The sequence below is a fragment of the Paenibacillus sp. J31R30 genome (assembly GCF_059692115.1).
Window position 1 is genome coordinate 187,696 of the sequence record NZ_JCAUAV010000008.1, and the last position, 15,795, is coordinate 203,490.

A 15,795-nucleotide genomic window follows, 5' to 3' on the forward strand; every position below is an offset into this window, starting at 1 on the left:
GCTGTCTGCATAGAAAAACCCCCAATTCTGATTCATCACATCGAATTGGGGGTTTCTTCCTAACTAATCAAATTGAACTTCCTGATCCAAAATAATCTCTTTCGGCGGAGCTTCCATTGGGCTGGCATAAGGTATTAAGGCGAAGTGTACGTCATCTATATAGTCAGGTAAGCTCGGTGTGATGAGGTAAGTGATTTGCGTTCGCCCGCCACCGCCATGAGAGCCATATCTACGAACACTGTAGGGATGATTACCAATCACATCTAATAACAATTGGGGCCGAACGTGACCGATATGGATGTCGTTATCGTTGGGATTGATTTCTACATAAACAATGCTGCAGTTTTGATGCTGCATGGCATGTGTCAAAGCATATTCAAAGCCTTCAACGACAGATTTCTTCATAATTGGCAAAACATGCACCAAATCGCCAAGCTCAGTCGGCATGACAGGGTAGTTCGTTTCATTTAAACTGTTCAGCAGCCAGTTGATTTGTGGAATCTCAATACCGAATCGGGTTGACCAATCTTGTAGGACTTCTTGTTGAGGGTAAAATCGTCTGCCCTTTGCAAGCGATTTGCGTTCGGTTAATAATTGAAGAAGGGACTCGTCAATTATTTTCATTTCATCATTATATTCATTGGGAATCCTCTGCAGTTCTGACCAAGCCATCGTCATGCACCTCCATCTTTCCAATTGTATCCATTTATTATAACGGTTAAGATGAGGCTGGGAAAGTTCTGTGAAATCTTCATCTACTTTTCTGGACGATTCCCCATGTTTTTGAGACGGAAGCCCAAGCCAAACACGTGCGAATGATGCTACTCTTTAGGTAATCTTTTTACAAAAAGGAGCTGCGAAACAATGAATTCGACGTATGCAAATAACGCCAATAAGGTATGGCAAGAAATGATAAAAGATCATTCCGGCGAATGGGGAATGGACATTCATCACTGGGACTGGGTGCCAGGTGTGGGTGTCATTGCAATGCTGGAGTACTACGAGGCCACTCGGAATCCTGAAGTACTGGCCTACTTACAGGAATGGGTGAAGCAAAATAGTGAAAAAGCCAAAGGCACCAAGGTGATCAATTCGATCGCGCCATATGCGATCTTCCCAGCTTTATACCGTGTCACAGATGACGCTTGGTTCCGAGATGAAGCGGTTCGCGTAGCAGAGTGGCTGATTAACGAAACGCCACGAACCAGAGAAGATGCCTTCGAGCATACGGTGACGGAAAATGTGGCATTCGCGGAACAGGTATGGGCGGATACGATTTTTATGGCGGTGCTGTTCCTTGCGCGGACAGCTTCGTTAGTCGGCAGTAAGCACTATGCGGAAGAGGCGCTTAAGCAGGTGTTGATTCACCTTCGATTGCTGCAGGATGATGCGACGAATGTTCTTTTCCACGGTTGGAATTGCGGCTCTGGCGATCATATGTCAGCAGCGCGCTGGACGAGAGCCAATGCATGGATCGCCGCAGGCATTCCGATGATTGTAGAGGAGATTGCGGGATTGGTCGACATTCCTGCAGAGCTGAAAGAACGATACGGACGCCTGATGTCAGGACTGCTTGCGTACCAGCAGGAGGACGGACTTTGGAGTACTGTCATGGATCAACCTCATTTTTATCGGGAAGTGTCCGGAAGTGCGGGAATTGCCTATGGTCTACTGAAGGGGATGGAGTTAAGGTTAATTCCTCAAAAAGAAGAGACTGCCGCATCGGCGGAGCGTGTATTTACTTCGGTATTACCTTATATTACGGAGGAAGGCATCGTGAACGGGGTATCCGGTGGTACGCCAGTGATGCCAACGATTCAGGCTTATCAAGACGATATCCCCACGTATCCAACGCTTTACGGACAAGGGCTCGTACTCATGCTGTTAGCGAAAGTACTGCAAATGGAGAAGATTGAACATGCATAAAGATGAATTATTGAAAGCGATCCAAGTTAATGAGAAGCGGTATGATGCTGGTCTCAAATTAATTCGAACACCGCTCACGGCTACATATCATACGGCACTTAAGCCGCAGACGCACCCATTTGTATACGCGTTGTATCCTTCCACGTGTTATGCGTATGATTTACTCCGCTATGGCGGTCAGGCCTTTACGCAAAGAGCGGCAGAGGTTCTAGAGGCCGTCATTGCCCAGCAGGATAGAGACGCAACACGTGCATCTTATGGCATTTGGCCATACTTTTATGAAGAATCGTTGGATGAAATGGATCGTCCTGACTGGAATATGGCAGATTTTCATGGAAAGAAATTAGTTCTTATCTTGAAAAATTACGCGGAATCTCTTCCTGAGGCATTAGTCGAACAAATTCGTGAAGCGATTTACCATGCATGCCAAGCCATTATCATTCGAAATGTAGGACCTCATTATACGAACATTGCAATTATGGGGGCTTTTGTTACGCTGGTTGGCGGCGAGTTGCTGGGCAATAGTGAGATTCAAAGCTATGGGGAACAGCGCCTGAAGCGATTCCATGCTTTTACCTCAGGTATTGGCACGTTCTCCGAGTATAACAGTCCTTGTTATTCACCACTTGCGATTGAAGAACTGGACAGCATTTATCAGGAGTCGGCTACTGTTGAGGCGGTAACTCTTGCTGAGCAGTTGTTAGATATTGCTTGGCAGATGATTGCGAAGCATTACCACCCAGCTACAGGGGAGTGGGGCGGCCCGTACAGTCGGACCTATTCTACCTTGATGACAGAGCGAGAGAAGCATTTCCTGGGAAATGCGCTCAACAAGGAATCGAGTGGGATTCAGTGCCCAGAGCAATATCATGCCTATTTTAGCTCAAATGAGGAGCGGTATTTCATTGAGCCAACGATGATGGCAACAGAGACGGGTTATCAGAATTATGCGACGACGTATCAAAATGAGAAACTTTCACTCGGGAGCTACACGATCGGCAGTATGTGGAATCAGCGCCGCAACTTGCTAGGCTTCGTGGATGCAGGCGGGAAGAAAGTGTTCGTACAGCTGCAATTTCTAAAGGATGGGAAGGACTTTTGCTCCGCCATTTTTACTGGCGTACAGTCTCGCAATCAGGTGCTTTTCAGCTTCAACTTGGCGACGGACAATGGGGCGTGGCATCAGGAGTTGGATCTGATCAATGGCCGATTCCTTGCAAGTGACTTGCGGATTCGACTTTTGATTGGCGGTGATCTGAAGGAGCTTGAGTTACCGACGGTTCAGGAGGGGAAAAGCCTGACGACGATGCTTGGAGATACACCGCTTCGTGTAGAGGCTGTTCTTGAGGAGTCGGATTATGGGACGCTTGAAGTCGCAGCGGTGCGCGAGGGAGATGAGCTTCATTTGGATTATGTCATCTATGCTGGCGAGGAGAGTGCTTTTGACTTCCATGCGATTCAGAAAGCCGTATGGCTATTCGCATTCTCCCTTGGTGAATCGGGGCAGCTGCCGGCGGTTGATGTTAGGCATGAGGCCAATTCTGTGACAGCTGCAATAGGCATGCAGGAGGAGCAGATGTCCATCACAGTGCCGACGGCACCAGGTAAGACATCTGATTTCTACCGGAATAACCGGGTGCAGCTGCCAGGGAATCTGATAGAGCGAGTGAAGTAAGCGTAAATATGGAGTTACGAAAGAGGTGCAGGGAACTTACCTGCACCTTTTTTGTCGTTTTCCATTATAGCAACCGTCGATACTCACTTGGCGTCACGCCGGAGAATTTCTTGAATGTGCGGTTAAACGAGCTTAGCGATTGAAATCCGGTCGCTGTTGCGATGTCTTGGATTTTCATCTCCGATTTCTGCAGCAAATTCATCGCTTGTTTAATGCGGAACTCGTTGATATAGTCGACGAAATTCATGCCTGTCTTATCTTTAAAGTACGTAGACAAGTACCCGCCAGTGATGTTCAGCTTGCCAGCGACCAGTTCGAGTGAAATATCCTCGGCATAATGCTCCTCCGTATAGGTGACGACGAAGCTAACGATCTGATCACGCTCCTCTTTCTTCAATCGGACGAGCCGCGCCGCCTCTTTGACCAATGTTTCGAAATAATGCTCCAGTTGCTCTACCGTATGAATTGAGGGAATTAAGTCCGCTAGCCCGTACAAGGCTTCATTATCGTTCATATGAAGCATTCGTATCACTTTGTCGGTAGTTTCCTCCGCATAACGATGGAAGCGTGTCGTCGCAACACCCTTTTTCTTCATTTGCGCCAATATGCGGTGAAGCGACTGCATGGCTAGTACATCGTTCCCTTCCTGTAAATGAACATTAAACTCATGCTCCAACGCAGCTGTCGGCAAGAAGTACTTCTCTTGAACTTGACCTGATTCTAAGATACAGGTTTCATCGTCAAACGGCCGCAGTTTGATCAACTGAACCACTTCCTCGTAAGCGGTGGTCATTTGCGATGTGTGATCATGCCGTGAGCTAACGGCTATCGTAAAGAAACAATACTGGCTATCCGCTGCCAGCTCATCTTTGACTTTGTCCAACACAGCCGTTAAGCGTGTGTCGTCTTCATCCAAATAAATGAGAGATAGTATTTGGTCCGACTCAATCTGGATTGTCTGCGATCTCTTCATCTCTTCGCTAATCGCCCGACTGACATACTCGTGAATAAACGAGGTTGCGCGCTCTTCTTCACCGAGAAGCTCCTCCCTAAACCGAGCTTTAAATGCCAATTGAAAAAGTACGAATCGAAACGGTCTTTCGTCGGGTTCGATCCCCTCGAACGTTTCATGATGCCCGACACGGATACGTTTGAGTCGACTAACAAGTGTATAAGAATGAAGGAGACTCTTTTTTTCTTCGAGATCGCTTAATGCCTTCTGATTCACTCGAAGCATTCTTCCGATGTTTTCATTAATAAATTCGAACTCATTAGTCCCTCTCTGATCCGAATCCTTCTTTTCATTTAAGTGGCGAATGGACTCGACGATTTTCATTACGGGATTATTGAATCGCCTGCTCAAAAATATGGATACCAAGACACTGATCGCAATAGACACGACGAGCAACACTAGTAATGTAACGTTGAGACGAACGATTCGTGCTGAAATACTGGCGTCAGGTACGATGTTTATATACGTAAGACCACTTAACTCCCCTTTTTCATAAAAATAATAACTGCCTCCGCTTTTGGCCCATCCCTTTCCAGTCTTTAAAGCAGGAAGTTCGCGTTTATCCGTTTGATCGGACGAGAATAGGGGTACGCCTTGCGGGCTTAAAATATAAAAGTTGTCGTTGATGGACTGATGGTAGGCTTTGTACAACTTTTGGACATCAATAAAAGCGAGCATGATGAATTCGGGATACAGCTTACTTTTGACCACATACGGAATGACTAAGCCAGTTTGTGAAATAGGAATGGTCTGGGCACTAGTGAAGGCAGAAGTTGGGTACAGTTTGGTACTGAACGGCTCTGTAAACTCCTTTTCCCAAAATTCGTAGGTATACTTTGGGTTCGTATAGTGCTCGGTGAACATAACATCCAAGCGGCTTCCCCGTACTTGCTCCAGAATTAGTGAATGCTTGACATCATAAACAAATAAATTATTCAGAAATAATTGTTGATTGTTCACCGTTCTTCGCACATCATCCATGATTTGTCCGGCTGCTACATAATCAATATCTGAGCCTTTGAGACTCTGTAAATGATCATCCAGATACATGCTGACAATGACATTGTTCAACAATTGAAAATATTGTTCGAAACTTTGCGCCGTATGCGATAGATTAGCATCGTTGTAGGTAATAATTTCATCATGAATGCTTTTTCGGAACAAAATAAGCGAGACGACATTAAACGAAACAAACAGCACAATGATTGACAAAAAGCTGAGCAATAACTTCGTCAAAATGGAACGGGTATTGAGTTTTAACTGCAGTATGCTTCTCATCAATTGTCTTGTCCACCTCCAAGTTTCTGCAAGAAAACTCATTAGGAAAGTATCTACGATATCGGGGTAGTATCATTTTCGAAAACTGTGCATTTTTACGAAAACCTGCAATTTTGCGTCAATTCTTAATAATTACAGATATTCAGGAAGGAGTCCCCATTATAACATGGCAATATCAACACAAATCAAGACTATCTTATCCATTGCCTAGTAAAGGGGGGATTTCCAACTTGGACATCAATACGGCGGAAAAGGGTTTTCGCACTATGGCGGACACGGCCCGCAATACGAACAAAAAGCGCTCAATTTCGGCTAGGTTATGGAAGGAACGCTATTTATATCTGCTGGTCTTACCAGGCCTCCTATATTTCATCATCTATAGGTACGTCCCAATGGCAGGCAACATTATAGCGTTTCAAGACTTCAGCCCGTTTCAAGGATTTCTGCACAGTGATTGGGTTGGATTGAAACACTTTAAGAAAATTTTCGAAGACCAAGAAGTCATTCGTGTTATTTGGAATACCTTGTACTTATCCTTTTTGCAAATAGCCTTCGCTTTCCCGGTTTCGATCATATTGGCCATGATGTTAAATGAAGTGCGTAACGAAATGTTCAAACGAATCGTCCAGTCTATCGTTTATTTGCCGCATTTCTTATCGTGGGTTGTCGTCGTTGGGATCGTGACTGTGTTTCTTAAGTCCGAGGGAATTGTTAATAAGCTGTTGCATGCACTGTTCGGCATGGAAGCGACAGCATTCTTGACCTCATCAGGCTGGTTTATGCCGCTCATTGTGCTCGAAGTCATTTGGAAAGAATCCGGCTGGGGAACGATCATTTTTCTCGCCTCTCTAGCAGGCGTCAATCCAAGTCTGTATGAAGCAGCCGTTGTAGACGGTGCGAGCAAATGGCGCCAAATTTGGCACATTACTTTGCCCTCGATTCGAGGCACAATCGTCATCCTGCTTATACTCCGTCTAGGAAGCGTGCTTGATGTGGGGTTTGAGCAAATTTTCCTCATGTTGAATTCCTTAACGATGGAAAGAGGCAACGTTATCGATACTTTCGTCTATTTCAAAGGCATTGAGAAATCCGATTTCAGCTTTGCAACTGCCGTAGGATTGTTCAAATCTTTGATCGGCTTGGTTTTGATAGTCGGAGCCAACAAGCTGGCGAAACGTTTTGGTGAAGATGGTGTGTATTGATATATCGCTTCGTATGTATAGCTTGAAGGAGGTGTAGAATTGGCCAAGCTCAGATCGTTATCTGAAAAAACGGGAAATGCTTTAAATATCACGATACTCACCATGGTTGGCATTGTTATGCTGTTTCCGTTTTACTATATGCTCATGATTTCATTAACTTCATACGAGGAATATGTAACGAAGGAATTCGTGCTTTTTCCAGCGCATTTTGTATCGGATGCCTATCAATATATTTTTAACTCGAAAGTGTTTATGCGCTCGCTGGGCGTTACCGCTTATATTACTATAGTAGGTACATTGTTCAGTTTGCTGCTCACCTCTATGATGGCTTATGCACTGACACGTGGTATTCTGGGGCAACGATTTTATATGTTCCTTGTGCTGTTTACGTTCGTCTTCGGAGCAGGGATAATCCCCACTTATATGGTGGTCAAAGCGACACACCTGCTCGATAGTTACTGGGCGCTAATCATTCCTGGAGCGATAAATTCGTTCAATCTGATCGTATTACGTCAGTTTTTTGCAGGCATCCCGCAAGAGCTGACGGAGGCTGCCGTCATAGATGGAGCCAATGATCTGCACATTTTTTCGCGAATTGTGCTACCGCTTTCTAAGCCTGCCTTGGCGGCTTTCGGTTTGTTCTATGCTGTAACCAATTGGAACATGTATTTCACTGCACTTATCTATATCAGTGATCCAAGTAAATGGACCGTACAAGTCATTCTGAGGCAAATTGTGATCCTTAGCCAAAAGCTCGATTCCCTTTCTGATGGCCAACAAGCAGCTTTGGCGCAAAATGCGCCGCCACCTGAGACAATCGGCATGGCTGCAATTTTAATCGCGACGATCCCGATCCTACTGATCTATCCGTTTTTGCAAAAGCATTTTGCGAAAGGGGTGATGTTGGGTTCGGTCAAGGGGTGAGAAATGGCTTACCTTTACATGCTAAGTTAGATTTATAGGTTAACAAATAGGGAGGGTTCGACATTGAAAAAAAATCTCGTTTGCCTACTGCTTTCGGTTACGTTAGTCGGCGGTATAACAGGCTGTTCAACCAAATCGGAGGAAAGCCCGAAAGTAAGCCCGAGTGCAGGGGCTGCGACGGCAGCTGACAAGGCTAAAAAGTTCACCATCAATTGGTTTGACGGTACATGGGAAGAGCCGGTTCCTGGGCCAGACAGCGAAGCCGTTAAACAAATAAATGAGAAATTCAACATAGACTTTAAGTCACAATACGTACCTTTCGACACCTATGATGAAAAGCTTGCGGTTAAGATGGCCTCCGGCGATCTTCCTGACGTTATTGGTATGGAAGTAGTTGACGCCAACTACTTGAAGTGGGCGCAACAAGGTGCGTTCCTGCCACTGGACGAGTTCTTACAGCAATATGAATCTACGAAAACCGTTCCAAGCTTTATCTGGGATGCATTCAAAGTAAATGGTAAAGTGTATGGCATTCCGACTTATTTCTCACCAAAAGGCGGCAAGAAGCCGATCATCCGTAAAGACTGGCTTGACAAGCTCGGTCTGAAGATGCCAACGAATTATGAGGAACTCAAACAGGTGGCTATCGCTTTCACGAAGAACGATCCTGACGGTAACAGCAAAGCGGATACCATTGGACTTGGACTTGCAAAAGACATCTATTATGACCCATCATTCGGCTCTTATTACGCCAATTCTACTTGGTACCATAAAGATGAGAGCGGTCAGTATATTCCCGGGATTATAACAAAAGGGAATAAAGAAAAAATCGAGTTTTTGGCGGATCTGCAAAAACAGAATGCTCTCAACAAAGACTGGGCTGTCACGGCGTATAAGGATGTTTTCAAAGCGTTTAACGCTGGTAAAGTCGGCATATGGTACGAGCAGCCAGGAACCAGCAGCCCTAACGGTGTTATGTTGGAAACGATTTTACAAAATGATCCCAAAGCAGAAGTCGTCCCGATTCCTCCTTTCAAGGCACCGGACGGATCACAAGGACTCACACTGGGCTCAGGCTATTATCGGATGTACATGATTTCCGCAAAACTGAAAAACGAGCCTGAGAAAGTGAAACGTATACTCGAAATGATTGACTACTTCCATAAAAGCATACCCGATGATCAGAAAAATCCTCAAAATAAAGATTTCGATTGGTTGAACGGCGGCGAAGGTAAAGGCTACAAAATGGTCAATAACATTGCGCAACCGATCACAGAGAACCGCTCAAATGCTGCTCCAAGCGCTTATATTAAGGACGGTGGCTGGGTGAAGGACGACTCAGACTTGTTCACATTTGCCAAAATCGCCATGGTACCGCAATATGGCAAGTTCCAACAATCGATGGCTGACATGCTGCATACGATGAAGTTTTATATTAATCCAACGAGCCGTATCATCTCTCCGATTCTCATGGAGAAAAACGCAGCACTGGCTAAGTACATTACAGACGAAACGACCAAGATGATTTTCGGCCAAAGACCTCTCACTGACTGGGATAAGATGGTCACAGAGTACATGGCCAAGGGCGGTAAAGAAATGATCACGGAAGTAAATAAGGCTATTCAAGCAGGCAAGATCCAAGGCGAATGGAAATAATGTAAGCTAAGAGGCTGTCCTAGCATCATCGCAGGATGATTATGCGGACGGCCTCTTGGGACTTAAATGGGGGAATTTGACATGCAGACACTAACAGCTGTTTTAATCGGAGCAGGAGCTCGCGGTGCACGAAGTTATGCGCCATATGCGTTGGATTATCCGCATGAACTGAAATTTGTTGCTGTCGTCGAACCGGACGATTATAGAAGAGAACAATTTGCTGCAGAGCATCAAATTCCAGATGATCATCGCTTCTTGTCATGGAACGAATTGTACGCTAAGTCGAGGCTCGCAGATATTATGGTTATCTGTACGCAGGATAAAATGCACTTTGAACCTACCATTAACGCGCTAAATCAGGGGTATCACGTTCTGCTGGAAAAGCCTATGTCTCCTGACCCCAAAGAATGTTTAGCGATGGAAGCGGCAGCCAAGGCGAACGAGCGCCTGCTAACGATTTGCCACGTGCTGCGCTATACGACCTTTTGGTCGACAATCAAACGATTAATTGATGAAGGTCGCATTGGCGAAGTCGTTTCTATCCAGTTGAATGAGAACGTCGCTTATTGGCATATCGCTCACAGCTTCGTACGTGGCAATTGGAACAACTCCGATACGTCCAGTCCGATGATTCTGTCCAAATCGTGTCATGATATGGACGTCCTTTCCTGGCTCATGGACCAGCCTTGTGTCCGTGTAAGCTCCTTTGGGTCCTTGATGCATTTTCATTCAGGAAATGCGCCTGTTGGATCAACTGATCGTTGTATCGAGGGATGTGCGGTAGAATCAAGCTGTCCGTATTCGGCCACAAGATTTTATTTGGGAGATGGAAAAAATTGGGCGAGACATTTTACGCCGGATTTATCGAAGGAAGCCATCGTCGAAGGACTTAAAACGTCACCTTACGGACGTTGTGTATATAGGTGTGATAACAATGTCGTTGATCATCAAGTTGTAAATATGGAATTTGAGAATGGTGCGACAGCGACTTTTAGCATGAGTGGATTTACGATGAAGCAGGAGCGGATCATTCAAATCATGGGGACGAAGGGTCAAATAAACGGACATGATGACAAAATTACGATGTACGATTTTGTAACCCAAGAAGTGAATGAGATTAAGGTTCATGTACCAAACAGTGGTCATGGCGGCGGCGATACGGGGATTGTACAGAGCTTCCTGCGGGATGTTCGCAATTACGATGGCGGAGAAGGCCTCGCATCGGCATCCGCTTCTGTACGCAGCCATTTAATGGCTTTTGCCGCCGAAGAATCGAGACTGAACAAAGGGAAGTCGATCCATATTAATGATTTTGCCCAAACGTTTGCTGAGCAAGGATGAATGGTGAATAGACCAAAATATAATAGATGAGGCGTATACGATGACAAAGCTGGAAATTGGGGACAAGCAATTTAAGATGGATGGCCGTCCATTTCGCATTGTTGCTGGTGCAATCCATTATTTTCGGGTTGTGCCTGAATATTGGCGGGATCGCTTGCAGAAGCTGAAGGCCTGCGGTTTCAACACCGTGGAAACTTACGTAGCATGGAATATACATGAGCCGAAGGAAGGCGAATTCCACTTTGAGGGGATGGCCGACCTAGAACGTTTTATAGATACAGCACAGGAGCTCGGATTATATGTTATCGTTCGGCCGAGTCCCTATATATGTGCGGAGTGGGAGTTTGGAGGTCTGCCTTCTTGGCTTCTTCGATACCCCGACATCCGGCTTCGCTGCGCTGATCCAGATTTCCTCCAAAAGGTGGACGCTTACTACGATGTGCTCATTCCGAAGTTAATTCCGCATCTTAGTACAAATGGCGGATCGATTATTGCCATGCAAATTGAAAATGAATATGGCAGCTACGGCAATGACAAGGCGTATTTGGCGTATTTACGGCAAGCGCTTCTTCGCTACGGTGTCAACGTACCATTGTTCACTTCCGATGGTCCCACCGACTATATGCTGCAAGGCGGCACGTTGCCGGATGTGCTAGCGACAGTAAATTTTGGCTCAAAGCCAGAAGAAATGTTCGCCAAGTTTAGAGAATACCGGTCGACAGAACCGCTCATGTGTATGGAGTATTGGAATGGCTGGTTCGATCATTGGATGAAGCCGCATCATACTCGGGATACGGAGGATGTAGCGGATGTGTTCGATCGCATGCTTAGCCTAGACGCTTCGGTGAACTTCTACATGTTTCATGGCGGCACGAACTTTGGGTTCTATAATGGGGCCAATTACGGGGAAGTCTACGAGCCGACGACGACAAGTTATGACTATGACGCTCCTATTTCTGAATGCGGCGATCTAACTCCGAAATTCCATGCTATTAGGCAGAGATTAGCACAACACATGGATTTAGGAGAATGCGTCTTACCGGAACCTATTGTGAAAAAGCAGTATGGTGTTGTCAACTTGACACAGAAAGCTAACTTGTTCCATCATTTACCACAACTTTCAGTTCCTATTATAAGCGTATATCCGGTAACTATGGAGCAAATTGGTCAAGACTATGGGTTCATTCTGTACTCGACAACCGTATCAGGTCCCCGCCTAAACATGAAACTACATCTGCAAGATGTGCACGACCGTGCACTTGTTTTCGTAGACGGCACGTATCTCGGTACCGTGGAGCGATGGGATCCCAAACCTCTGGAGTTGGATATTCCGACCGACAGCGTCAAGCTGGATATTCTCGTCGAGAATATGGGACGCATTAACTACGGTTCCAAGCTGAGGGATTCAAAAGGAATAACGGAAGGGATCCGTTTGAACGGTCAATTTTTGTTCAATTGGACGATTTCTCCTTTGCCACTGGATCAGTTGTCGGGCCTACAATTCTCGCCTGTTAGAGATGTTTCTAACGAAGGACCTGCCTTTTACAAAGGTTCTATCGAGATCGATGACATTGCGGACACGTTCATACGGCTCGACGGCTGGAAGAAAGGCGTTGTCTGGATAAACGGGTTCAATTTGGGGCGATATTGGGAGCGTGGACCGCAAAAAACGCTGTACATCCCAGGCCCTTTATTGCAACAAGGCACGAATGAGATTATCATATTTGAATTGCATGGTACGGACAGTCCAGAGATTATGCTGGTAGATGCTCCGGATCTAGGGTAACGAATGAAAAGGACCAAGTGAGGTAGTGACTGCTACCTTTCTCGGTCCTTTTTGTTTTTTCTTTTAAAAGCCTCAACCCGATACTGCTTCGGCGTCAAGCCGGTTTCCTTCTTGAACACGTGGAAGAAATGCGACATGTCGCCAAACCCAACGGCGGAAGAAACCTCCGAGATGGCCAAATCGGTTTCCATAAGCATTCGTTTCGCCTTATTCAGCCGATACTCAATCAAGAACTGTTTAATGGTCGTACCGGTGGTATCTTTAAACAAGGTAAAGAGCTGTGAGCGAGAAACAGGGAACTGCGCCACGATGTCATCAATTAACAGAGGTTCATGATGATGCCCAATCAAATAGGAAAGCACATCGCGGGCGAGGTGCTGATCACCTGTATTTTTCCCAACCTGTTCACCCTGCAACCCGAATATGACTAGGAAAAAGTCAGCAATGTTTTTCAAAACAGCCAGTTCATAGCCCAACTTTTGCCCAACCAAATCTTGTGTCAATGCAGCTATTATCGTCTGAACACGATCCAACTGCTGAGCGCTTAGGAAATAATGGCTGGAGTCCGAATGGCGATCGGAAAGCAGCCGAGGAATGGATAAATCGGACAGCTGGCAAATAGCGTGCAACTGCTCTAAATAAGACTCATCTATGGATAAGACATAGCGATGGAATTCTTTGCTCTGTCCATGGAACGGTCGGTGAATGACATTCGGATGGATGATCGTTAAGCTCCCAGCATGCAGTGGATATAAACGATCGCCAACGAGATAGGTGCCGCTGCCTTGCAGGACAAGGTAGATCTCATATCCGTTATGCGAGTGCAGCAGTTGGTGATCGAGCGGAATCGTCCGAAATTCACAGTGAACAGGATAGGCAGCCAGAAAATGATTCGTATAATCATCGACGGCATAGCTCGCCGGCACTTGCTCGTCAGTGTGCATCCATAATCCCCTCTTCCTTCTTCAATTACTCACCATGTGTCTATTAACTATATGGGAAATCGCACATCGATCACAATACTAAACAAATCCGGAGCTCATTTTGTTTCGCTGCACCGCCTATTTGAACCAACCCTTCTTCCGGAACCAGGCAAACATGCCTAAGCCAATGCCGATCATGATAACAAGCACAGCAAAGTATCCCCATTGCCATTCAAGCTCGGGCATGTAGGTGAAGTTCATCCCGTAGAGTCCAGCGATAAACGTCAATGGCATGAAAATCGTCGTAATTACCGTTAATGTTTTCATAATCGTATTCATCCGATTGGAGTTTAGCGAGATATAACTATCACGAATGTCAGCGGTAATCTCGCGATTCGAGTCAATCATTTCAGAAAGCTTGAGTAGATGATCATGAATATCCGTGAAAAAGACGAGATGCTCGCGCACTTGTTCAATACGATCCGTACTGATAATCCTATACAGCAGGTCACGCATGGGCACAATAGTTCGTCGTAGTTTCAGCAGTTGTGAACGGATTTCAAAAACCTGATTCATCAACGCATCAATGGCCTCCGCATTCATATTGTTTTCGATATCATCGAGTGCGTCTTCAATTTGATAGACACTTGGGAAATATTGATCGACGAGATTATCGAGAACTAAATACGCAGCATAGATCTGTCCCTGATTTCTCAGACTTTCCTGCTGGGACACCCGGGTCCAAGCATCTTCGATCTCTCTGGATTCATGCAAATGGAACGTGACAATATAGTTGCTCCCGAGGAACATATCGACTTCTTCCGCATCCAGCGTCTTCGCATTAATGGCATGCATAACAAAGAAATGAACATTTTGATAATGATCGATTTTCGGTCGTTGCATGAAATGAAAGCAATCCTCGATAGCGAGGGGGTGAAAGTGGAAATGATCCTTTAGCTTGGAGGCTTCTTTTTCATCCGGATTATAGAAATCAACCCAGTACCAACGGATCGTTGGTGCGGATAGTTCTTCAAGAGGGAGATCATGGATCACATCAAATTCGGTAGTGACGGCAAGTGTTCGTATCATAAAGGACTCCTAGCATGTCATTTTTTCATAGGCATTTGCTTCATTTTACCATACAATGAGGAAAGATCAGAATGGAAAGAGGGATATGGATGAAGCTCTCCGTTTGTGTAGATGCGGTGTATAACGGACGTGATTTTAAGGGAAGTGTTAGTGAGCTTAGGGAGCTCGGATACGATACGATTGAATTCTGGTCTTGGTGGCAAAAGGATGTGGACGCCGTTGCAGCTGCAGTGGCTGAAGCGGGTGTTTCGATTGCGGCATTTTGCACGAAGTTTGTGAGCTTAGTAGATCCAGCTCTGCGTAGTGCTTATATCGAAGGACTTACAGAATCCATCGCAGTTGCGAAGCGCCTGAATTGCACCCAACTGATTTCACAAGTAGGACAAGAGCTTGAAGGCGTGTCGAGAGAGGCCCAGACGCAATCGTTGATTGAGGGGTTGCGGGCATGTGTACCTCTTTTGGAAAAAGAGGGAGTTACACTGCTGATTGAGCCGCTGAATACGCGCGTTAATCATCGAGGATATTTCTTGGCTTCATCCGAAGAAGCTTTTCATATCGTAAAGCAAGTAAATAGTCCCTTCGTGAAGGTGCTATTCGATATCTACCATCAACAAATCACCGAAGGGAATGTGATCGCCAACATTCGTGAGAATCTAGCGTGGATCGGCCATTTCCATGCGGCAGGCAATCCCGGCAGACATGAGCTCGACAAGGGTGAGCTGAACTATGATCAGATCTTTCAAGCCATCGATGAGGCTGGTTATACAGGGCATATGGGACTTGAATATTTTCCGATGGAGGAGCCACAGGTTGGGCTTCAAAAATTGCTCAAGTGACTAGGAACGTGGCGAATGTTACACGGATTAAACATTTGTAACACAATTGGAACATTCCCGTTACAGTTCTCTAACATAGAAAGGGTATTATAATAAACAAGACCCCCTTTTTTAATATAAACTTTGGATCTGGCCCCGTTGGCCAGG

Annotated in this window: 12 protein-coding genes; 8 read left to right on the plus strand and 4 right to left on the minus strand. The window is 45.6% G+C overall.

Annotation, left to right across the window (positions count from 1 at the left end):
* Positions 1-63: 63 nt before the first annotated feature.
* Positions 64-672, minus strand: coding sequence for a hypothetical protein (locus AC58QO_RS24020; RefSeq protein WP_497269940.1), 609 nt, complete (start codon positions 670-672; stop codon positions 64-66).
* A gap of 192 nt (positions 673-864) precedes the next feature.
* On the opposite strand from AC58QO_RS24020, the gene AC58QO_RS24025 reads away from it, so the two are divergent.
* Together AC58QO_RS24025 and AC58QO_RS24030 are read left to right on the plus strand one after the other, a co-directional pair.
* Positions 865-1,926 carry a glycoside hydrolase family 88/105 protein gene (locus AC58QO_RS24025; protein WP_497269942.1) on the plus strand — a complete coding sequence of 354 codons (1,062 nt, stop codon included), beginning with the start codon at positions 865-867 and terminating at the stop codon, positions 1,924-1,926.
* Positions 1,919-3,601, plus strand: a complete 1,683-nt coding sequence (locus AC58QO_RS24030; RefSeq protein WP_497269944.1) for a DUF8769 domain-containing protein — start codon at positions 1,919-1,921, stop codon at positions 3,599-3,601. The genes AC58QO_RS24025 and AC58QO_RS24030 overlap by 8 nt, the downstream gene beginning before the upstream one ends.
* A 64-nt stretch (positions 3,602-3,665) precedes the next feature.
* Here AC58QO_RS24030 and AC58QO_RS24035 read toward each other — a convergent pair whose 3' ends face one another.
* Entirely contained in the window at positions 3,666-5,891 is a 2,226-nt protein-coding gene (locus AC58QO_RS24035) for a helix-turn-helix transcriptional regulator (RefSeq protein ID WP_497270036.1), read from the minus strand.
* 266 nt (positions 5,892-6,157) lie between these two features.
* Between AC58QO_RS24035 and AC58QO_RS24040 the strand changes: the two genes are divergently transcribed.
* From AC58QO_RS24040 to AC58QO_RS24060, 5 genes are all read left to right on the plus strand, one after another.
* Positions 6,158-7,093: an ABC transporter permease gene (locus tag AC58QO_RS24040; protein ID WP_497270038.1), complete on the plus strand. Its 936-nt coding sequence runs from the start codon at positions 6,158-6,160 to the stop codon at positions 7,091-7,093.
* Between the two features lie 39 nt (positions 7,094-7,132).
* Positions 7,133-8,017, plus strand: coding sequence for a carbohydrate ABC transporter permease (locus AC58QO_RS24045; protein ID WP_497269946.1), 885 nt, complete (start codon positions 7,133-7,135; stop codon positions 8,015-8,017).
* Positions 8,018-8,080: 63 nt separating this feature from the next.
* Complete coding sequence (locus AC58QO_RS24050; RefSeq protein WP_497269947.1) at positions 8,081-9,673, plus strand: extracellular solute-binding protein; 1,593 nt, start codon at positions 8,081-8,083, stop codon at positions 9,671-9,673.
* Positions 9,674-9,754: 81 nt separating this feature from the next.
* Positions 9,755-11,014: a Gfo/Idh/MocA family protein gene (locus tag AC58QO_RS24055; RefSeq protein ID WP_497269949.1), complete on the plus strand. Its 1,260-nt coding sequence runs from the start codon at positions 9,755-9,757 to the stop codon at positions 11,012-11,014.
* Between the two features lie 40 nt (positions 11,015-11,054).
* Positions 11,055-12,800: a glycoside hydrolase family 35 protein gene (locus AC58QO_RS24060; RefSeq protein ID WP_497269951.1), complete on the plus strand. Its 1,746-nt coding sequence runs from the start codon at positions 11,055-11,057 to the stop codon at positions 12,798-12,800.
* 32 nt (positions 12,801-12,832) lie between these two features.
* Here AC58QO_RS24060 and AC58QO_RS24065 read toward each other — a convergent pair whose 3' ends face one another.
* Both AC58QO_RS24065 and corA read right to left on the minus strand, forming a co-directional pair.
* On the minus strand, positions 12,833-13,744 hold the full coding sequence (locus AC58QO_RS24065; RefSeq protein ID WP_497269953.1) for a helix-turn-helix domain-containing protein: 912 nt from the start codon (positions 13,742-13,744) through the stop codon (positions 12,833-12,835).
* Positions 13,745-13,861: 117 nt separating this feature from the next.
* Positions 13,862-14,812, minus strand: a complete 951-nt coding sequence (corA, locus tag AC58QO_RS24070) for a magnesium/cobalt transporter CorA (protein ID WP_497269955.1) — start codon at positions 14,810-14,812, stop codon at positions 13,862-13,864.
* Positions 14,813-14,883: 71 nt separating this feature from the next.
* Here corA and AC58QO_RS24075 point away from each other — a divergent pair, with 71 nt between their 5' ends.
* Positions 14,884-15,648 carry a hydroxypyruvate isomerase family protein gene (locus tag AC58QO_RS24075; RefSeq protein ID WP_497269957.1) on the plus strand — a complete coding sequence of 255 codons (765 nt, stop codon included), beginning with the start codon at positions 14,884-14,886 and terminating at the stop codon, positions 15,646-15,648.
* Positions 15,649-15,795: the final 147 nt, after the last annotated feature.